Origin of the sequence: Lysinibacillus sphaericus, assembly GCF_000600105.1 — a bacterium.
GTDB classification, from domain to species: domain Bacteria; phylum Bacillota; class Bacilli; order Bacillales_A; family Planococcaceae; genus Lysinibacillus; species Lysinibacillus sphaericus.
In genome coordinates this window covers 1,252,625-1,276,305 of the sequence record NZ_CP006837.1, presented here as the reverse complement: position 1 = coordinate 1,276,305, position 23,681 = coordinate 1,252,625, and the positions used below count along the sequence as shown (strand labels likewise).

Annotated in this window: 8 protein-coding genes; all 8 read right to left on the bottom strand. The window is 34.7% G+C overall.

Annotation, left to right across the window (positions count from 1 at the left end; translation table 11 throughout):
• Positions 1–20: 20 nt before the first annotated feature.
• The 8 genes from T479_RS05755 to T479_RS05720 all read right to left on the bottom strand — a co-directional run bounded on the left by T479_RS05755 (position 21) and on the right by T479_RS05720 (position 23,648).
• Positions 21–611: a 4'-phosphopantetheinyl transferase family protein gene (locus T479_RS05755; protein WP_052599456.1), complete on the bottom strand. Its 591-nt coding sequence runs from the start codon at positions 609–611 to the stop codon at positions 21–23.
• Between the two features lie 88 nt (positions 612–699).
• Entirely contained in the window at positions 700–1,503 is an 804-nt protein-coding gene (locus tag T479_RS05750; RefSeq protein ID WP_025218877.1) for an ABC transporter ATP-binding protein, read from the bottom strand.
• 33 nt (positions 1,504–1,536) lie between these two features.
• Positions 1,537–3,891 carry an ABC transporter permease gene (locus T479_RS05745; protein WP_025218876.1) on the bottom strand — a complete coding sequence of 785 codons (2,355 nt, stop codon included), beginning with the start codon at positions 3,889–3,891 and terminating at the stop codon, positions 1,537–1,539.
• Between the two features lie 55 nt (positions 3,892–3,946).
• The gene (locus T479_RS05740; RefSeq protein WP_024361540.1) at positions 3,947–5,269 is read right to left on the bottom strand and encodes an MFS transporter; all 1,323 of its coding nucleotides are present in this window, start codon (positions 5,267–5,269) and stop codon (positions 3,947–3,949) included.
• Positions 5,270–5,562: 293 nt separating this feature from the next.
• Complete coding sequence (locus T479_RS05735) at positions 5,563–6,321, bottom strand: thioesterase II family protein (RefSeq protein ID WP_025218875.1); 759 nt, start codon at positions 6,319–6,321, stop codon at positions 5,563–5,565.
• Between the two features lie 26 nt (positions 6,322–6,347).
• Positions 6,348–7,178, bottom strand: a complete 831-nt coding sequence (locus tag T479_RS23985) for a hypothetical protein (RefSeq protein ID WP_174412971.1) — start codon at positions 7,176–7,178, stop codon at positions 6,348–6,350.
• Positions 7,175–12,940 carry a non-ribosomal peptide synthetase gene (locus T479_RS22725; RefSeq protein WP_025218873.1) on the bottom strand — a complete coding sequence of 1,922 codons (5,766 nt, stop codon included), beginning with the start codon at positions 12,938–12,940 and terminating at the stop codon, positions 7,175–7,177. Before T479_RS22725 ends, T479_RS23985 begins: the two co-directional genes overlap by 4 nt.
• 16 nt (positions 12,941–12,956) lie before the next feature.
• A complete protein-coding gene (locus T479_RS05720) occupies positions 12,957–23,648 on the bottom strand; it encodes a hybrid non-ribosomal peptide synthetase/type I polyketide synthase (protein ID WP_025218872.1) in 10,692 nt (3,563 codons plus the stop codon).
• Positions 23,649–23,681: the final 33 nt, after the last annotated feature.

Genomic DNA, 23,681 nt, shown 5'->3' with positions numbered 1-23,681 from the left:
GGCAACGATATGACAATCATCTAAATCAAACAATTGAAAGCTATACTTTTGTGACAGTTGGTTGCTTTCATACAGTTGTATTGTTTCGGGTTGAATGCAAAACGAAAAGAATCAAGTGGCATAGTCAATCCTTTTCCCTCAGCCTTTACATAACTTTCTTTCAATGTCCAAAGTTTATAAAAAAACTGTATTTGTTTGTCTTTTGGTTGACTTAAAATATCTTGATACTCACTGCTTGTAAAATAGGCTTTTGCAATGTCCATCTCTATCATTGCTACTTGTTCTATATCTATTCCAATAGGCGTATCACTCACTGCACATACAACCCAGTCACCTGAATGCGCCAAATTAAAATGAATATGGTCGAAATTTTGAAGATTAGGCTTACCATATTCATTGATAGTGAAATGAATATGGTCATTTGTCATGCCAAAGTCCCTCTTCAAAGAATGACGCAGAAGAACTTCTGCCAATATAGAGCGCTTTTTATCTTCATCAAAGTGAAATTTGCTTACTTTTTCTTTTCTTTCAGCAGATATCCTTAGCTCAAATTGTTGGAAAATATCTTGATACGCTTTTTCTGTTATTTTTATTGCATATTTATATATCATTATTGTGCTCCATATAAATTTTAATACTGCTAGTCTTTGGATTTCACTTTATAGTATAATTTTGCAACAAGAAATACAAAAGCGTTAATTACTTGGCCATTTTCTCTTCATCCTTGTTGCTATAAGTATCGGTACTTTCCACTATCCATTTCATAATGCTTTCTTCTCTTTCCTTAATATTGTCAACCTTCGCATCAAATTTATTCATTTTCTTAGAAGCGACAATTTTTCCATCTACCATAAATAGAACTCTTTCAGTTTTTGCAGCAACTTTTGCATCATGTGTTACCAGCATAACTGTTGTTCCTTTTTTATTGATTTCTGTTAAAAGTGACATAATCTCTGTCGCAGATTTAGAATCTAATGCGCCTGTCGGTTCATCTCCAAATATAATATCTGGATCATTAATTAATGCCCTACATATCGCGACCCTTTGTAACTGGCCCCCTGAAGCTTGATTAATATTATTATTTTCAAGCGCTGCAATTCCAGTCATCTCTAGTAATTTTTTTGCTCTTTTATACACTTTAGTTTTATCTGCATCTTTGGATACAAGCGCAGGGAACATAACATTATCAATTAACGAGAGGTTTTTTAAAAGATTTATATTTTGGAATATAAAACCCATATTATTTAAGCGGATCTTCGCTAGATTTTCTTCTTTTAGTTTGCCAATCTCATTCCCTTTAAAAAGTACATCGCCAGAAGAAATTCGGTCCATACCACTTACATTATATAAAAGTGTTGATTTTCCACTGCCTGATGGGCCCATTACGGCTACAAATTCGCCCTCTTTAATTTCTAGATTTACATCTTTTAAAATATGCAGTTCATTATTTTTTCCTAATTCTACTATTTTGTTAATTCTTGTCGCCTCTAAAATATTATTCATATCTATTCCTCCATTGCATCGTCTTTCTACTTCTTAACCCTTTAAAATAACAGATAAATCATCTTTTACAGTTACTTTACAGCACACAGATATCGTAATACCAACTACTACAATTAATGCTAAAGGACATAGTAGCCAAGTCTGCCATGCAACGTTTACTAACTCTATTTTCGCAGCGCCCATAGAAGACATCCCCATACTTACAAGATACTCTCCTAAGTAATTCGAAACTAGTACACCTAAGAAAATTCCTACTAGTAGTACTAGTAGTGTTCCTGCCATATATTGTTGTTTAATATGATTGGCTGTTAATCCCATACTTCGCATAATAGCGATTTGAGACATATCTTTTGATAATAACATTCTCAGGAATAGGGCTGTAATTAAAACAATAATGATTAATGAAATGGCAATTCCACCGATAACAACCGTACTCATTTGGCTAATAATATTGCCAAGCGTTTGCTGAGTATATTCTTTAATATCATTGACCTGAGCAGAGGCATATTGGCTTTGATAATATTCCATTTTTTCTGGAATATTGACATCTTTAGCCACATCCATGTTCACTATATACCAAAGAATCGCATTTTCATTTAATTCAAGACTTGTTGTTGCTTTTGCCGTTTTCCCGCCATTTGTAATATCTTGATAGATACCACTTACTGTCATCTTCTTATCTGCTCCGGCAACCTTTACAATTACCGTATCTCCGACTTTTTTATCTAATCCATCTTTAGAAGCATTCGCATAAGATAGTGCAATTTCTCCATCCTCTTTCGGCGCATTTCCCTCCAAATAACTTAGTGGAAATACTGAAAAATCACCGGTTTCAATATTTATATAATCCCATGCACCTTCTGCATTTTTAACTTGAAACGAGCCTGTAATATAAGCAGCGTATTTTTCAATATCTGGATCATTTGCTAACTCTTCTTGCAATTTTTTATAATCTTCTGTAATCGTATCTGTTTTTCGAAGGTCAATCCTCATATCAGATTTCCCTACACCCATATAAGTAGAGAATTCCGGTGAATTCATCGTATTATATACACTTATTGGAAGTATGATAATAAATGTACAGATAACAAATATAACGATAAGTAATCTATATAATTTGAAACGCTTAAATACATCCCTAATCCCCATATAAATATTGGTACTGAAAAATTTATTTTTTAGCAGGGAGAAGCTATATTTCTTATTCTTACCGCGTTGCATAATATCTGAACGTAGTGCTTCTACAGCAGAAATCTTATCAATTCGTTTTAGCACTTTCTTGAAGTACAACGTAATGATGAAATAAACAAATAATGGCGCTATAAGAGAAAGTACATATTTCAAGTTACCTGATAAATCAGAAGATATGTAAAGTCTCATATTCCCCGTAAACAGATTAACAACTACAAAGGACAGTAAATATCCAACAATACCTGCAACTACAGATATAGCTCTATACTTATTAAGATATACCTTTTTAATATCTTTCTTAGAGATTCCGATCGCTTTCATTACACCGATTTCTCTTAAATCCTCATCAATCGTTGCTAAGAATGTCAGTCTAATACAAAGCGATGCAATAATAATAAGCAAAATACTAATCAGTATAATAACCATTGCTACAATCGTATCTGACATTGCATTAAAGATTAAGAATATTTTTCCGCCAACTGTAGGTCCATTTGCTGGAAGACCTGCATCAATATATGCTGTCTGAACAGCTTGAGCATCGCCAGTCTCATGTAGTTTGAATTGAATTAAATATTCGCGTTCGCCTACTTGATTGACCAACATTTCATTATAATCAGATTGATTGATAACAAAACGTTTGGACGAAGTAAGTGAAGAATTCATCTCATAATCTCGGGCATAATCTGAAATGGTAAAGTCCTTTTCATAATCGCCTCTTTTTACCGTAATCGTTTCGCCAACTTTTAAGTCATATTGCTGCATAAAATAAATAGGAACAGCTACAGTCCCTTCTTTTACGTCCAACTTATTGTTGTTTAAATCCAATATATAGTCAAAACTTTTATTTTGAACAACAAATGATATGTCCTGTACAGTACCTGCCATCGTATTGTTGTTTCCAAAATGTATATTATTCCCATCTAAAGTGAGAAGAACCATCGTTTCCTGCATAGCAATATTTTCACGTTGTTCTTCTGTAAATTTATCAATATCTCGCTGATTATAATCTCCTGCATGCATCTGCGTGATATCGGCTGGGTGTGCTCTTTCTTGTAGTTCTGACATTGACTGCGTTAAATTTGCAATGATATTTGTTGCACTAGCTCCTAAGATTACTGCCATCGTTATAAAAATAAATATTGTTGCCGTAACAATTTTCTTTCTGTAGCAATCATTCTTTACCATCTTCAGAAACAAAGCTATTCCTCCTTCATCTAACTACACGACTTTACTATTTATTAAATTTTTATTATTAAATTGACTGCTCAGTTGGTATTAGCTCAGTATCTTTTTGTTTTTCCATTTCTCGAATACCTTTAGATTTTGAAACAAATAATGCCGTAATTATTAGTCCTACTCCAGAAAGAATGATTAAAAAACCAATTCCCCTTGTTTCACCAGTACCTATAATTTTTCCAACAGAATTTGCTAGAACGCCTCCTTCAACTAACGCTGGGTTAAATACGTAATCGGCCAGAACACCTGCAATAACGTAAGCAACGACGAAACCTATTTGTGATATTAAAGAAATCAGTCCCCATGCTCTACCTTGCTTCTCATTGTCTATCGATTTTCGTATTAAAACATCAATACATGTCGTTGCAAATGGTAATGAAGCAAAGAATAAAAATCCGGAAATAATAATAACTGGGATACTTGTTGTGGCGCCGAATCCTGCCATCGTTATACCAGATACAATGAAACTAACGACCATTACTTTTACAAAATTTCTTTTGATAATTCCTGTACCGATTAAAATACTGGATACCATCATACCGCATGCTACAACTGTCTGAAGTATTCCGGTTGTTTTCTCACTCGCAAATGATAAAATCATAGGTTTTGATAGTACTTGAATAATTCCCATATAGAACATTAAAACGGAAACCAGTACTATAAGAAGCATAACCCCTTTTGATTCAACAATAATTTGCCAGCCTTCTTTTAAATCTTTGAAAAAGTCTAAATCTTTTTTCTCCAAAGGCTTTACCGAAAGCGATTTTCTTACAAAAAGAATTGTTGAAACTGTTACAGCAAGTGTCAAAATATCAATGATGATAATTAATTCCATACTGTAAAATGCTAAAATTAGACCACCAATAATTGGTGAAATCAAAAATTTAGAAGAGGAAGCAATCCCCACCATACCACTTGCCTTTGCATATTCATCCTCTGATAGTAAATCCGTTAGTGTTGCTTTATACGCTGGATCTAATAATGATGCGAAGGCTGAACTAAATCCTACACAAAGACAGATTTGCCATACTTGAATATTTCCTGTATTCATTAGCACTAATAACAAAACGAGTCCCAACCCTGAGACACAATCACCAATAATCATAAGGAGTCTTCTGTCAAATCGATCTGCAAGAACTCCTGCAGCCGGACTGAATAAAATCATGGGAAGTAGCGCTGCCATCTCAACCATAGCAACATCCAATGCGGATTTCGTAAGTTGCCAAACATATACGCCAAGACCGAAGGCAGTCATACCAGTACCGATATTAGATATCAGCTCCCCCATCCAGATGACCAAGAATTTTTTAAACCCTGCATCTGTCTTTACGTCATTCATAATTCGAGTCCTCCTTCTTTTAAAAATTCACTCCAATATTATTTTACAATTTTATCCGTTAAATAACATATATATATTTGAAATTTTTTAATTTTTTTCCATAATCTAATACTTTTTCATATGTAAAAACAACTTCGATTTCAGTTTCTCATTTTCAAGTTTTATTGTTATGCAAGTATCCCTCTTTTTATTTCCGTAAAGCATTCCTCTTTCCGTCTGCGACACTCTGTTTATACAAGGTGCACTATTCAATTCCCAGATCTAAAATTCCTTAGACCTGGGAAGAACAGTAACTACTTGCCCTTAAGTTCTAACACTTCTAAGTTAAGAAACTGATTAATGTACTCGACAACTTCCTTTTCGAAATTATGAATAAACATATGCTCTGCATTTTCAATAGAAGTTACATTTAAATCTTGAACAAGGTAATCATTCCACATGATCGCTGAACGAATATTCTCTGATTTATCATTTTCTCCCCATAACAAATGTGTTTCGATATCAATTTTTTTGTATGGCGCTTTTGCTGAGGATTCTAAAATGCCATAATCAGCGCGAAATATTGGAAGCATAATATTCATTAACTCTTTGTCTTTTAATACAGCCTCTGGCATACCACCATAAACCTGTATTTGCTTTATCAAGTCCTCATTACTCAACTTGCTATACTGTTTATTTGCAAAACTGGATGGTGCAACAGATGCAGATAATATTAATGTTTTTGGAAGAATTTTTTCTTGATTTTGAAACATTCTTTCCAACAAAAAATATGAAACTACGCCACCCATGCTATGCCCCAAAAATACGCTTCCTGGGCGAATAATCTTTGATATCTCCTGATAATATAGCGAAATCAGTTCATGAATATCACTAATTAATTCAAGTTGAGAACCAAAATGTCCAGGAGGATTCGCCACCCATATTTCAACATCCTCCGGCATTGCACGCACAATTTCATTGAATGAGTTGACATAGCCCCCTAGATAAGGAAAACAAATTAACTGCCCCTTACTACCTTCTTTGGATTTGAAAAATGTTTTTAGCTCCATCATGATATTTCTCCTATTTCAACTAAATATTATGCTCCAATCCCAACATAATCGGGTAATACTTGAAGCTTTTGTTCAATATTTCTCTTCTTCGTAAGGAAATGCATAATAACAACAGATATTGCGAAAAATGCAATCTGCAATAATTGAACTTGTGCATTAAAATAATATAACTCTAGTCTCGCACCTGATGAAATGAGCCAGAATAATAAAACGTAAAACAGTAGATTTCCGTTTGTCGCATTAAACATATAACTAATAAAAATAAGGAATAACATTAATTGAATAACGTACAATGGGAAGATAGCTGCCAATTCAAATGATGTAATTACATATCCAGGTAATACATAGATGCCGAATATAAGACCTGTTATCACACCCGCTTTTATATTACTGTTATATTTTTTCTGAAGATACGGCATTAAAAACCCGATCCAGCCAAGTACTCCACCAAGAATTCCTGCTTCTTCAAACAGATTTTTAACTACTTCTATGACCATTTGCTTAAAAGTTAATGTCATCTCTGGTACTTCAAAACCAACAGCAATGGAACCGTAATGAATACTACCTACATAAATAAGAAACAAACCGATTATGATTGGAAACCATATGAAATCTTTTTTTCTAGGAATAAACTTAGAAAATAGATTTTTTATCGCCTCAAAACCGCCCATTAACCAATAAACAAATAAACCTGCAATGGATGGCGAATACAAAGCAATCATAACAATCGGGTTCGTAAAGGACGTTTCACCAAAAAGTTTTGTAAAAAAATCATTGAAAATCATAGATGCTGATGCAAGCCCCCAACATAAGCCAAATGTAATAATTAAATAAATCGTTAAATATTTATTTTTCATTGTGATACCCTCCCTTGTTCGCTTCTTTTTTCTACAATAGTTCTAAATCTTTTCTCATCAATTCCAATAACATCTTCAATTTCAATGTAAAGGTGGTCACTATCATAATTTAATGTTACAGACATACGGGCAAGGCTGTTTTCAGTATTGTTATGACTAAATGCTTGTTTCTCCTCCGCTTTAACAAATCCTTGGAAATTATAGAGGATGAAATTACAGTACTGTTTATCATTGAAATAGTATTTTCTAAGGAGTTGATTTAATTTTGGATAGTCCTTACTAAATCGTTCTTCCCCAAGTAATGCGAGATAATTGATGGAATGATCTTTACAAAGTTGAATGGCCGTTTCAACCGATGTTCTATTTCCTTTTTCACTAATAATCGGTACAATATCTAAAAACTCGCCTACGCTATTATAAAAATCCTTCCCCTGATAACTTCTTGCATACTCCAGCACTGCAAAGGGAATGACTTCTGTATTTGTGTAATCTCTTAAAATATCAGATACAAAATCAAACGCATACCACCAAATATCTAAATGCTCTATATCTGATAAAGGAATGATTATTTCTATATTATTTTGTAAGGTTGCGTTACCTTTTGGTTGTGCCATTACCTTACGATTATTTTCACTCCACTTCACCAAATGAAATTTTTCAATTAGCTCCTTCTCACTAATCCCTAATGGCCCTTCGTTTAGCACATCAACATACTCTTTAAAACTTCGAATAGTATTTTCCATGCTCGTTGTACCTTTTAACCCCTGTTCAATCTGAGTTTTGATAATCTCGGCACTCATGCCATCGAATATCAAATGATCGGCACCCCAGATAATGAGATGTCTCGTATCACTTTCTTTTAATACACACATTCGCCATAGTAGTTCATTATTTGAGTAGGTTCTTAAAAGTATTTCTTCACTAAGCTTATTGATGATAGTTGTTTTTACACTCTCGGTATACATAGATATATCTACATATGTAAGATAATTACTCATAATGGTTTCTAATTTGAGTACTTCATACTCACACCATTTCTTTTCGCCATTGGTTTCCACCAATGAACAACGCAGCAACTGATTGTTACTTATTACGTCTGCAATAGTATTCTTTATTCTATTTTTCGAAATTATTCCATCGAAATGGCTTATAAATCCACTATAGTTCGACCCCTTTGACATATGACCTTTCTGAATTGGGGAAAGAGAAAACGCCATTCTCGTATCAGATGCAGTAATAATGTCAGAGAGACCTTCAATACGCGCAATAACATTCTTTACGAGACTAGTAATTTGTTTCGCATTTAATTCTATATCTTTGCTTGTCCTTATTTTATCAATCATAGGCGGCGATACTTCCGCAAGCGGTTCTATGGATGCAGCAATTTTTTCTGCTGTCTGGTACTGGAAAATTTCATTAATTTTGAGGTCCACACCTTTGTTAGACAATGCCTTTACTAAAGCAATGGCTTTAATTGATTGACCACCGAAATGAAAGAAGTTGTCTTTCAATCCAAATTCCTTAACATCCAGTATCATCTGCATTGTTTTCAGAACCGTTTTTTCTAAAGTTGTTCTTGGCTCATCCTGCACCATCACTTTTTGAGAATATTGTTCTGCGTTTACAAGCGCTTTTCGATCAACTTTTCCGCTAAAGTTGAGAGGAAATTCTTTTAAGACCACAAATTTAGATGGAATCATATATTCAGGTAATCTATTATTTAAATGATTGCGCACATACTCTCCATCATATTTTTCTATATGATGATTTTCATTCACCGTATAGTAAGCCGTCATATATAGCGTGTCTAGATGATCCCTTTCGGCAGTAACAATGACATTTTTTATTCCATCGATATTTTTTATATGTCGCTCAACTTCACCAAGCTCGACTCTGAATCCTCTTAGTTTTATCTGAAAATCTTTGCGACCTAAAAATACAAGTTGGCCTCTGCTGTTCCACATCACTTTATCACCGGTACAGTACACTCTTTTACCGCCTACTGCATCAAGGGTAATAAATTTTTCATTTGTAAGGTCTTCTCTATTTAGATACCCTACTCCTACCCCATCTCCACCTAAACATAATTCACCTGCAACGTTCATCGGTACCAACTGTTTCTTTTCGTCCACAACATAAACTGTTGTATTCGATATTGGAATACCAATAGGAATAATGGAAACATCCTCTATATCATCTATCGGGTAATATGTTGCAAATACTGCCGATTCGCTTGGACCATAGGCATTAATAAGCTTCCCCTTGCCAATTTGATTTACTGTTTGTTGCGCATGTGTGAGCGAAATCTGCTCTCCCGCTACAATGATTTTACGTACATTCTTCAAAAATTCGACTTTTCCGTCAACTAACATATGGAATAAAGCGGTTGAAATACAAAAAACACTAATTTCTTTCTTCTCTATAAATTCCGCTAGCAAAGGAATATCAAGGGAGGTCTCTCTTGGAATAATGACAAGATTGGCACCATTCAGTAAAGCGCCATAAATATCAAATACAGAACAGTCAAATACATAATTAGATATCTGCATAATTCGGTCATTTTCGTTAATATCGATATAGTTCGTATTCTTCACGACACGCACGACATTTTTATGCTTAATTAATGTTCCTTTCGGTTTTCCTGTAGAACCGGACGTATAGATAACATAAATCAGATCATCACTATTGAAATATTGCGATGTATAGGTGGATTCTATGCCCATATCTTGTTCTCGATTGAGTGTATTTTCATCTTTATCGATTAGGAATTTTTCAATATTTACACTTATTTTTTCTTCCAAAGAATAATCTGTAACGATTACTTTGCTGTGACAATCCTCTAGAATATAATCAATTCTCTCTTGAGGAAATTTAGGATCAATCGGCACATAGACAGCGCCAAGTTTCATAATGCCCAACATACTGACAATTTGCATATAACCGCGGTCTAAAAGTATGGCCACCTTATCTTGGTATCCAACATTTCTATCTTTAAGTTTTTCAGCTAACTGATTTGCCATATTATTTAACTGTTTGTAAGAAATTTTATCTTCCAACCATTCAATAGCAATAGCATTTGGCGTATCTCTAGCATAGTCTTCAAAAATAGTTAACACTGTTTTATGTGCTGGATAATCCGTAGTCGTTTGATTTACTGTTTCAATAAGCCAGTTCCGCTCTTCCACAGTCATCATATCAATATCTTTAAGCTTTACGTTTACATCCTTGAGCATTTGCGAAATGATATAAATAAGTCGCTCGCCCATGATTCGAATCGTATCTTCTTTATACAATGCTTTTGAATAGTCAATATCCATATAAAATTGCTGATTCTTTTCTTCTAATGTAAAACTAATATCAAATTTCACATTCATTTCGTTATTTTCATATGGTGTTAAGGAAAGTCCTTCAATATTGACCTCATCCGTACCAATATTTATATAATTAAACAAAATATCAAATAACGGATTTCTAGATACACTCTTTGGTATACCAAGTTCCTCCACTAGCAATTCAAACTGACAATCTTGATTATCATAAGATTTGACTAGCTTATTTTTTGTATACTGAAGAAATTCTTCTAGTGGTATATCTTCATCGAGCTCACTTTTAATAGCCAAAGTATTAACAAACATACCGACAATCGATTCTAATTTTGCATGGTTTCTGCCTGAAATAACTGTACCAATGACAATATCTTTTTGGTTTGTATATTTCCAGAGCATGATATTAAGGGCTGCCATAATAAACATGTATGGTGTGATTCCATGCTTCTTAGTGAAAGCAAGAATTCCTTGATTTATATCACGTTCAAAAGAATAGTGAATTTTACCGCCTTCATAGCTTATAAACTCTGGTCTGTCATAATCGGTATACAAATCTAGTACTGGAACACCTTCTTTAAATTCATTTTTCCAATAGTCCAGTTGCTTTTGCACTTTTCCGCTGTTGTAAAAATCGTTTTGCCATTTAGCAAAATCTTTATATTGAATCTCTAAATCTGGAAGCTCCTCACCCTGATACATACAGCCGATTTCTTTTAGCAGGATATCTAAAGAACTCTGGTCCGAAATAATATGATGCATATCCAGAACCATGACATGTTCTTCCTCATTTAAGCTAATAAAAGTTACGCGCAATAATGGTGCATTTTCAAGGTTAAATGGCTTTAAATTTGCTGTTATTGCTTCTTCTAACCGCTCTTTTTCAGACGTTTGAAACTTTACTTTGAAATCGACATTGTCTTCAATAATTTGAACTATTTCACCATCGACCATGTCGAACCGAGTTTTGAATGCCTCATGTCTTTCGACCACTTTAGAAAAGCATTGTTGGATTTTAGTATGCTCTAATCTTCCTTTGACATGATAGACGGCTGCAAAATTATACGGGATTGCATCCTCCACCAATTCGTTCATTATGTACATTCTCTTTTGTGCAGAGGATGCTTCATAATATTTCTGAACGCCCAGCTTTTCAATTACATCTACTGATTTTTGATCTAAATGCGCATCTATATATTGTTCCATTTTGCCAAATGTTGAATGAATAAATACGTCAGACACTGGAAACTCAATTTTTAATGTTTCCTTGATTTTCGAAGAAAGCATAATTGCATTCAGTGAATCTCCACCCATTTCAAAGAAATCACTCGTTTTCTGAATATCTGTTACACCAATTACTTCTTCCCAAAGCTTCCTTAATACAACAGCAGGGTCGAGTTGCTCCATTTCAACTTTTTCTATAGTAGAATGTATTGAATTATTACTTGGTAAAGGATTTATGGAATTCACTACGTCACTATCATATTCTTTTTTATCGAAGACATATGTTGGTAGTGCAACTCTTTTTAACGAAGAAGTAGTAGCAGCACTGATCATATCCCAATCAATTTTCAGCCCTCTACACCATAGGTCCCCGATAAGGCGGTAAACATTATTGATAAAGCTATCACTCGAATTTTCTATCAGATTCAAGACATTTTCAGCTTCAACATTTGTCATACATCGTTTTGTAATCGAATTTTCTAGATCACTACTGCCAAGTTTTATGACAAGTGCATCTTCAATATGTTGTTTAGCTTTTATACCAGGCTTTTTTATTAACGGAATCTGTTTTTTTCTTAAATCATATTTTTCATAAATGGCTTCATACGTAGCAAGTTGTCCATATGTTTGAATTATGCTAATTGCATCCCTCAAGGTCACTGCACCTGCGCAAACCATAGATACAAGTTCAGCAATCCCTTCCCCAACTAATGCGGATGGTTGAACGCCAAGCTCCCTTAGCATCTGGACACATGCATATCCACCTAGCAATGCTCTATAACACTTGACCTCATTATCATCATTTTCAATGTTTATTACTTTTTCTGCAGTTTGCTGTGGTAACATTTTTAATAGTTGCTCTATTGTACGTTCATAACCTTTTAATAGGGGATAGAGACCTTCTACCGTCCCGCTTTTTCTCCATAAAATATTAACATCTTGTACACCAGGTAATATTAATACAAGGTTTCGTTTCCTTTTCCCATTGTTACTGCAGACATGGAAAGTACTACTTTCCATGTCTTTTCTGCTCGTAACAAACACTTTTCTATGTTCTAATGCTCTTCTCCCTTTTTGAAGGGTCCAGGAGGCATCTGCTAAATCAATTTGATGGAGTTCCTTTAAATAACTCATCACTTGCGCAGAGGTATTATTCAAAGCCTCCCAACTCTTTGCAGAGAAAGGTAAAATGTATGAAATATTGTCTCTTTGCATGTTGTTCCATACCTCCTTACTTTGGCGCTTCTTCTAAAACAATATGTGCATTCGTTCCACCGATGCCAAAAGAGCTGACTGCTGCTTTTAGTTTCCCATGAGTTGTTTCTAGCTTCTTCGCCTCAGTATTGAAATAAAATGGACTGTTGTTAAGATCTAGTTTTTCATTAGGCTGATTAAAATTAATCAATGGTGGTACTACTTTTTTATCAAGCACTAAAACTGTTTTTATAAATCCTGCCACTCCTGCTGCTGCATCAAGATGACCGATGTTTGCTTTTACCGCTCCAATAGCACAGTAATTTTTTTTATTCGTTCCCCACGCCTGTTTTAAAGCTTCTATTTCAATTGGATCTCCTAAAGAAGTTCCCGTGCCATGTGCTTCTACAAAACTAATCTCCTCTGGTTTAATACCAGCGTTGCCTAAGGCAGATTTAATAACATCTGTTTGGCCTTTAATACTTGGTGCCGTATAGCCAATTTTATCAATACCATCATTGTTAACTGCAGAGCCTTTAATGACTGCATATATATGATCGTTGTCTTTTAAAGCTTTTTTCAAAGGTTTTAACAATACGACGCCGCATCCGTTCCCAGAAACCGTACCTGATGAATCATCAGAGAAAGGTCGACAATGGCCATCTTTTGAAAAGATCATACCTTCATGCCATAGATAGCCTTCTTTTCGAGGATAGGAAATACTTACTCCACCTGCGATTGCCATATCCGCCTCTCCATTTAGAACAATCTGTGCTGCTTGATGGATTGCAACAAGAGACGTAGAACATGCCGTCTGAATGTTCATATTAGGACCTTTTAAATTCAACTTGTAGGCAATTCTAGTTGTCAGAAAATCCTTCTCATTGTATGTGATTGCTTCGAATGCATCGATGATATCATTCTGGTTGTTCCCAAACTTTGACATCCATAACAGATTGGAACCACTTCCAGCGTACATAGCAATTTTTCCGTCATAGTCGAATGAATTGTATCCCGCATTTTCCAATAGTTCATACGTACATTGATGCAATAAACGTATTTGAGGGTCCATCATGCTCGCTTCTTTATCCGAATAGTCAAATAGTTTTGCGTCAAAATATTCTACATCCTTTAAGAAGCCTTTTGCCCTTACATAGTTCTCTTTCTCAAATACTTCTTTAGGAATGCCACTTTGTAAAAGGTCGTCATCATTAAAGAAATGAATACTCTCCTTGCCATTGACAATATTCTGCCAGAATGAATGAATGTTTTCTGCGTCTGGGAATCGACATGCCATACCGATTACAGCTACATCATCATTACGAATTCCCTCGGTATTCACCGCTTCAGTTGAATCCTCGAAGGCTTCATCAAATCCGTCGTCATCAAAATAATCTTGATCAAATGATGGTTCCTCGGCAGTCGTCTCGTTTTGGCTACCATTCTTACCACTTTCCTGTGATAATTCTTGAACTAAACCATCTATGGTCGGATATTCAAAAAGCTTCATTACTGGAATCGTTAGCCCTAACTCACTATTAATCTTGTTATTGACCATCATTAATGTTAATGAAGTCCCTCCTACATCAAAGAAGTTATCATAGACACCAATATGGTCTTTTTGTAAAATCTCTTTCCAAATTTTCAGTATTTCACTTTCAAGTACTGATTTTGGTGGCATATTAACCTCAAGTACTTTCTTTTCCTCTAAGGTTGCTAATGCATTTTTGTTAATCTTTCCATTTGGAAGAACAGGCATGTTATCTAATTGCATATATTCAGTAGGTACCATATAATTTGGCAATTTTGACTGTAACCAGTTCTTTAGCCATAGTGAATCTTTTCTTGCTGCACTAGGAGCATCATCCTTTAGGCAATAATATAATGTCAAATTTTTGTTATAATCTGCATCTTCATTTGCCTTTACTACAACTATGTTGACATTTGAATGTTCTAAAGCAGCTTTTTCAATTTCACCAAGCTCAATTCGATACCCTCTGATTTTAATCTGATTATCTAATCTACCAGAAATTTCGATTTCACCATTAGCATGCATTCTCCCTCTATCACCCGTTTTGTAAACTTTAATACCAGGTAAATCTTCTACTAAAGTGAACTTTTTATCTGTTTCTAGCTTATCGTTGTAATAGCCCCTTGCAAGGCCTTCTCCTGCAATACATATTTCTCCATAAACACCATACGGTTGTAACTGTTGTTCTTCATTCAAAATAAAAATTTGTGTATTGGCAATTGGCTTACCGATACTTATATAATCTGAATGTGTAAGATCTTTTGTAGTTGACCATATAGTAGTTTCAGATGGTCCATACATGTTATAGATACTTGCTAGAGATTTTGACCTTATATCTTGAAGTAGTTGAATTGGGAAATTCTCTCCACCACTTAAAATACATGTCAACTGTGATAATGCCGGTGCAAACGCAGGATTATCGACAAATGTTTTAATTCTAGATACCGTACTTAAAATATGCGTAACCCCATATTTTATAATTTTTTGTGCAGCTAAAGTTGAATCTAGCTGTTCGATTTCATCTGCCATGTATATAGAATGACCTGTGCACATTGGTACAATGGATTCAAATGCAAAAATGTCAAATGATAATGTCGTTAAGCAAATGACTCTATCCTCTTCATTTCTAAAAATCCTTCTATTGACAATATCGTATATAAAATTAATGACAGAGGCATGATTGACCATAACGCCTTTTGGTTTTCCTGTTGATCCAGAAGTAAATATCGTATAGGCTAGGGAATTTACGGTGCAGGTAACTTCAGGATTTTTAATATTCTGTTCGTTTGCTTCTAATGCCCTACAGTCTATAGAGACCCCGTTATAATCGACTGTTCCTACATGATCTCTATCTACTAACAATGCCTTTGGTTTGCTTAATTGCATCATATGGTCAATTCGCTCTTTTGGATAATTATGATCAATCGGAACATAGGCAGCCCCTGCTTTTAAAATGCCAAGCATACCAGCTAACATATTTTCATTCCTTGTTGTCATAAGTCCAACTAAATCTTCGTGTGCGACATGTAAGGATAGTAACTTGTGGGCAATTATATTGGCTTTTTTATTCAATTCTCGGTATGTCCAGACTGTACCATCTGAAGTAATCAATGCTGTTTTATCTGGATGTTTATCGACATTTCTTTCAAACATTTTGTGAAGTGTTACTTGTTCTGCTATATCAAGCTTGGTCTCTTCTAATTGTCTTAAGATGTTGTCTTTATCTATAGAAGAAACTACAGTCATTTTGCCAATTAGCGTTTCGCTATCCTTTAAGATACTTTCAAGAATTGTCTTGTAATTACTTTGCATTCTCTCCATCGTATCCTCGTTAAATAAATCAGTTGAAAAGTCAATAAAACAGTCAATTTCTTTATTCTTGCTCTGTTGTTGACATGTTAGAACTAAATCATAAGCAGAAGTTTGCGTATCAAATTGGAATGGACTAATTTTTATGCCATCAATATTCAAATCGTGAGTCTCCATGTTTTGGAAATCAAAACAAACATCAAACAGTGCGTTGCGGTTTAGTGTCCGCTTAATATCCAGTTGCTCAATCAAATCATCGAATTGATATTCTTGATTTTTTAATGCTTGAATGGTATTTTCTTTCACTTCATGGAAGAAATCGATAAACTTTTTCTTTGCCATTGGCTTGTTTCTTATCGCAAGCATATTAACAAACATACCCATGATATCCTTGACTTCATCTGTTGTACGTCCTGCTACTGGTGAACCAATCACGATGTCTTCCTGTCCAGAATATCTTTGAAGCAATACATACCAAGCACTTAGTAACGTCATATACATCGTGGCACTATTTTTTTGTGCAAACTTTTCCAATCTCTCCGCCATTTCACTTTCAATAGAAAAATAAACTCTTTTTCCTGCGAAAGTTTTGATTGCAGGTCTTTCCTTATCAATCGGAAGCTCCAATACAGGAATCCCATCTTTAAACATCTCAGTCCAATATTTTTTAGATTCTTGTATTTTTTCAGATGCTAGATACTGATTTTGCCATTCTGCAAAATCTTTATAGTGCACAGTTAATGGTGGCAACGAAGAAACATATAAATCATTAAAATCTTTGGTTAAAATTTCAACAGATGTTCCGTCTGCAATAATATGGTGTACATCGAATAGTAGTATGGATTTTACATCTGAAACTGTCACTAATTTCAGTCTACATAAAGGCGCTTTCGATAAATCAAAAGGTCTTATGAAGTCGTCAATTAAATCTTTTATTTGATCATCATTGTCTATCAATTGTTCTGTAAAAGTTAATTCCATATCTACATGGTCTTCAATCAGCTGGACAACTTTATTATCTTTAATGTCAAAGGATGTTCTTAATATTTCATGTCGCATCAATAGTTTTTCAGCAACTTGTCGCACCTTTTCCTCACTTAGTTTTCCTTCTATTATTGTGGCTGAAGGAAGATTATAGGCGGTACTTGTTTTATCCAGCAAATGCAAACTATACATACGCTTTTGCGCTGAAGAAGTATTATAATAAGCAGCTTTTTTTAATGGGACTATTTTATTTTTATTTACAGAATGTCCATTCAAACTAGCGATATAGGTATTCATTTTCTTTGGTGTCGTATGTTTAAATATTTCAGTAACAGCTATTTTTATACCTGTTTTACTCTCTATCACATTAGAAAGGCTTACCGCTTTTAATGAATCTCCGCCTAATTCAAAGAAATCCTGATTTTCTGTGATATTTTCAAATCCTAGTACGGATTTATAAGATTCAATAATGCATTCCTCTAAAGAATCCTTGCTTTCAATTGTTGCCGTAACTTGCTCTGAAGCTTCGAGTACTTTTTGTATTTCCGGATTACTTCTCAATGTATTTCCTTCTTGAGCTATTGTAATCGTAATAGGGTATCGTTTTTTCTCGAAATGATAGACTGGTAGCGACACTCTATTGCGGACGTTACTGCCCATAAATTTCTGCCAATTTAGTTTTACTCCAGCACTCCAAGCAAGTCCAAGTTTTGCATAAACATATTCCAAATCATGTTCTTTTTCTATTGCGTGCCGTAAAATATTTAGGAATATTTGTCCTTCTTTTCTCTCTTTATGCTGTAATGCAAAGGTACATAAAGATCTTCCTCCACCTATCTCGATAAAGGCTGCATGCTCATCTTGTAAGATTAATGCTAGGTTTTTATCAAATTGTACTGGGTTTATAATATGTTCTGCCCAATATGTTGGCGTGCACATTTCATTTTCCTTCACCCATTCACCAGTGACATTTGAAACAATCGGAATGGATGGATTGTTAAATTGAAATGCTTTGAGATATTCGCTGAACTCCGTTGCGGCATCCTGCATCATATAGGTATGGAATGCATGTGAGGTTTTAAGTATTGTCGCACCAATGCCTTTTTCTGACATTATTTTCTCAAATGCCTCTATTTTTTCTTTCGTTCCACCTACGACACAACGATCCGAAGTATTATTTAATGCTAACGATACGCCATCAATTAGCATTTCTTTCACTTCGTCTACACCTTTCATTACAGCAAGCATGACACCTGACTTCTGCTTCTGCATAATATCTCCACGGGCTCTGACAATTTTTACGGCATCAGCAAGACTCCATACGCCTGCAACTGCTGCGGCTGTTACTTCACCAATACTGTGTCCGATAAACGCCTTTGGCATTATCCCTACATCTATCAGTATTTTGGCAAGTGAAAATTCCGTAACAAACAATGCAAATTGACTATATTTTGTCTGATTAACGAGAGAGGAATCTGCATTGCCATAGATAATATCAAAGAATTCATGTTGTTCTTCTTCATTGAGATAGCCGAATATTTCATCAACATACTGACGGTAACGTTTACCTATAAAGCTGTCTGTTGCGTAATATAACTCTCTTCCGATTCCTTGATATTGGCTGCCCTGTCCTGAAAACATAAAGTAAACATTCTTACCTTCGTCAGCTTTTTTACATTCACTGTCAAGAATATCTTCTATAAATTCATCGACATTTATATCCTTTCCAAGATGCTCATTCACTACAATAGCTTTTCTATATTTGAAATGCTTTCTGCCCGCCATCAATGTCCAAGCAGCATCGGAACGGTTTATACTTTGATCTGACGCAACATACTTTAGCGTTGATTTTATATTTTCAATTAATGCATTTTTTGTTTTTGCTGAAAACAGGAACAGATTTGTTTTTTCTTCCTTACTGCTGTTTTTTACAGTTGGTGCTTCCTCCAATACCATATGTGCATTCGTTCCACCAACACCAAATGAATTAATGCCAGCTCTAAGAGGGAGATTGTTGTTATTTTGCCATTCCATGCCATTACTTTGTACAATAAATGGTGTCTCATCAAAATTAATCTTTGGATTAGGATTTTTATAATTTACTGTCCCAGGTATAAATCGATTTTTTAAGCTTAATGCAACTTTTATCAATCCTGTTACACCTGCTGCCGTATCAGTATGGCCGATATTGCCTTTTACAGAACCTAATAAACTGTATCTCTTTTTATCTGTGGCAAATGCTTTTGTTAACGATTCAACCTCAATCGGATCGCCTAATATAGTACCTGTCCCATGTGCTTCAATATAGCCGACCGTTTCGGGATCGATTTCTGCTCGTTTATAAGCTTCCCTTATTACCTCCGCCTGCCCATCTACACTTGGCGCAGTAAAACCTGCCTTTTGACTGCCATCATTATTAATAGCAGAGCCTTTAATAACTGCATAAATATGATCTCCCGCTTCCAGTGCCTCATCTAGTCTCTTTAATACAACAATTCCCATTCCATTTGAAAATATTGTACCGCTAGCTTCTGCATCAAATGGACGACAGTGCCCATCAGATGAAAACATCATCCCATCTTGATACATATAACCACCATCATTTGGAAGTTCAACAGTAACACCGCCAGCAATAGCTATATCACATTCTCCTAACATGAGAGATTGACATGCTAGATGTGTCGTAACGAGGGTCGTTGAGCATCCAGTAAGTGATGAGAACACAGGCCCTTTAATATTAAATTTGTAAGCTAACCTTGTTGCAAGAAAATGATTCGTACTCATTGTAAATGCTTGATACATATCACTGTAATTGTCATTATTGCCCAATGCTTCGTTATACCATTGGAAATCATCTGAACCACCGATGAAGATGCCCATCTTATCTTCTGTCGATTCTGGATAATATCCCGCATCCTCCAAGGCCTCCCATGTTCCTTTGTACAAAAGCCTTAACTGCGGCGACATAAGATTTACTTCGCTCGGTGTATATTCGAAAAATTCTGAATCGAAGTATTCAATGTCATCTACACGACCTTTAGCCTTTACATAATTCCTGTTGTGAATCGTTTCTTCACTAATGCCAAGGTTGCGAAGTTCTTCATCATTATAAAAATGAATACTCTCTTTTTCATGTTTCAAGTTATGCCAAAAATCCTTAATATTATCGGCACCTGGAACGTCAATTGCCATTCCAATAATGGCAATATCAGAATAGACTGATTTTTTCTTTCTCTTGAAAAAATTCTTTCTGTCCTGAATTTCTACCTTTTCGTTTTTCATCATTTGCTCAGATAATAGACGTATCGTTGGGAATTGATATAAAACAGTAATAGAAAATTCCATATCAAGTACTTGCTTTAATCTGCTATGTACTAGAATCGCAGCCATGGAATGCCCACCGATTTCAAAGAAATTATCTTCTATTCCTACATGATCAATTTCTAATACCTCTTTCCAAATACGAGCAATAATTGTCTCTAATTCAGATTCTGGTACTTGATTAATTGTAGTAGTGTGATGATTATAGGTAGTATCTGCAATAAGTATTTTCCGGTCTATTTTCCCACTACTATTAATCGGCATTTTCTCCCTATGAACAAAGAATGCTGGAATCATATAGTCTGGTACATAATGACTTAAAAATGCTCTTAATTCAGCTACAGGCACTTGTTGTGGAGCAACATAATAAGCACATAGTACAGGTAAATGGTTGGAAGATTGCTTCGTAACTACTACAGCTTCTAAAATGCCATCAAACTGAACCATTGCATTTTCAATTTCTCCCAGTTCAATCCGTAATCCGCTAATTTTAACTTGGTGATCCATTCTCCCCATAAATTCGATATTGCCGTCAGGAAGCCATCTCGCCAAATCACCTGTTTTATACATCTTCTTAAACCAAACGGGATCTTTTCTTTCATCATAGAATGGATTTTCACAAAATTTTTCATTTGTAAGTTCTTCTTTATTGAGATAACCTCGGGCCAATCCTACTCCACTTAAACATAACTCACCAGGTACACCTACCACCTGAAGTTGATTATTTTCGTCAATAACATACCATCGAATTTCATTTAACGGATGTCCAATCGATACATTCGAAACACGCTCGCATTTTTGAATAGAATGGTGTGAAGCCCACATTGTACATTCTGTCGGACCATAAACATTTTCAAGATTTACAGCTAGTTTCATGTCAAAAAATTTATCAATTATATCAGCAGTTAATGCCTCTCCTCCAACAAAAATCCATCGTAAGGAGTGTAACTTTTCTTTATTATTTTTTTCATTCAACAGTTCTAAAAATACCTTGAGCATGTTTGGTACAAAGTTTATATGGGTTACATGATAGCGATCTATAAATTCTAAGATAAGTTCTGGATTTTTCTCGCCATCATGTTCTAAAATACACAGAGCACCTTTTCCCATAAACCAGCCATACAGTTCCGTTCCCGAAATATCGAATGAAAAAGGCGTTTTATATAGATAAACATCGCCTTCTTGAACAGGGAAACGTCTTTCCAAATCCATAATGGTATTGACTACACTATGGTTTTCAATCATTACCCCTTTTGGCTCCCCAGTCGAACCTGAAGTATACTCAATGTAGGCCAAGTCAAAAGGATTTAATACAATATCAAGATTGCTATCATCCCCGCTGTATGTTTCATTATCATCAACAAAAATAATTTGTTTATCCTGACAAAAATCATATTGCAAGTCTTTCGATGTAATTAAAATATTGATATCGGCATCGTTAAAAATATAATTTTTTCGATTTTCAGGATAATAATTTTCGATTGGTACATAAGCACAGCCAGCTTTCAAAATTCCTAATATAGTAAGAACCATTTCTTTAGAACGTTTTAACTGTACGCCAATTACTTCATTCTCTTTTTTCTTGTGTTGCAATATTTTTCTTGCTATCTGATTCGCTTTTTTATTGACTTCTTCATAGCTCATGCTGCCATTATCAAAAAGAAGTGCTGTATGTTCTTTATACGTGCCAACTCGCTCATGGAAAATATCTATAATGTGCATTGGTTTATAATCGAAGAATGCACTTTGATTGAAAGTATTCAAAATATGCACTTTTTCATCTTCCAAAAATAAGTCGATATCTTTCACTAGTACATCCGTATGCGCTGTTACAGTTTCTAACAGTTTAATAAAACGTCTTCCTAGCATTTCGATCATTTCTTCTGCATAGATATCAGACTTGTACTGAATCTTAATCATGTCACCATCAGGCATTTCAGCAAGAATTACCATCATATTTCCAGGGAACATCGTATTGTCCATTTCAAATGTGTCACATTCTACGCCTTCCCATGTCGGTTTACTATATTTGTCATAGACGAAGGTAATATCGAAGATTGACTGAATCCCTGTATAGATACTAGATTCCGTTTCACGGGCAATTAAATTGTTGGGATATCCGATATTTTTATATGCTCCAATCATTTCCTCATACATTGCCTCAATAACATCTTTAAATGGTTTATGATTGTCGATTGTTAAACTTAATGGCAATGTATAAATAAAGCATCCTATCGTTTCTTCAAAGTCGAATCCCGGTCTATTTGTGAATGGACTGGAAACTACTACATTCTTTTCATTGCAGCATTTTCCCATCAATGCACTAAATGCCGCTAAACAGAAAATAAACGGTGTCACTTCTTCTTTTTGAGATGCTTTCTTTATACTGTTCATTAAATCCTTAGAAATTCGATAAGACTTCTCTTTCCCTATCCCGTTATGATGAGCATTCGAGAAGTCCTTTGGAAAGTTCAAAGCATTTGCATCTTTTACTTTTTCTCGCCAATATTCCTTTTGTTTTTCATAGCTGCCATTCGCCAGTTTTTTATTTTCGCTTTCAACAAAATTTAAAAATCCGCAGTCTTCTTTTAATTCAATTACTTCACCATTTAGCGAATTGGAATAATAGGTAAATAGTTTTTTGATAAAAATATCAAGTGACACTCCGTCAGCAATAATATGATGAAGATTCAGTACTAGAATAAATAAATTATTATCCTCTTTAATTAAGGACACTCTAAAAAGTGGTGCCTTTGATAAATTAAACTCATAGCCAACCTCTTCGTTAACTATTTCATCTATTCTCTTATTATGATGTTCCTTGAAAACATCATAATAATGAACAGCAGCATCTACTTCTTCATTAATTACCATGGACAGACTGCCATCTAGTAATTCAATATGACTGCGCAGTGCTGCTTGTTCATTCACCAACATTTGTAATGCCTTTTCGAACTTTACAATATCTATTTCATTCTTTATTTTTATTGCCGCTGAGATATTATAATTATTTTTTTCTCCTGTTTGGCATTCAAAATAGATTCCCTTTTGGATCTCTGATAATTCAATCTTTTTTTTCAGCATTTACACAGCACTCCTAAAATGGATTTTTATGTT

Coding starts and splice junctions, on each gene's coding strand:
- T479_RS05755 (WP_052599456.1), bottom strand. CDS start 611: ATGATATATAAATATGCAATAAAAATAACAGAAAAAGCGTATCAAGAT.
- T479_RS05720 (WP_025218872.1), bottom strand. CDS start 23,648: ATGCTGAAAAAAAAGATTGAATTATCAGAGATCCAAAAGGGAATCTAT.
- T479_RS05735 (WP_025218875.1), bottom strand. CDS start 6,321: ATGATGGAGCTAAAAACATTTTTCAAATCCAAAGAAGGTAGTAAGGGG.
- T479_RS05740 (WP_024361540.1), bottom strand. CDS start 5,269: ATGAATGACGTAAAGACAGATGCAGGGTTTAAAAAATTCTTGGTCATC.
- T479_RS22725 (WP_025218873.1), bottom strand. CDS start 12,940: ATGCAAAGAGACAATATTTCATACATTTTACCTTTCTCTGCAAAGAGT.
- T479_RS05750 (WP_025218877.1), bottom strand. CDS start 1,503: ATGAATAATATTTTAGAGGCGACAAGAATTAACAAAATAGTAGAATTA.
- T479_RS23985 (WP_174412971.1), bottom strand. CDS start 7,178: ATGAAAAATAAATATTTAACGATTTATTTAATTATTACATTTGGCTTA.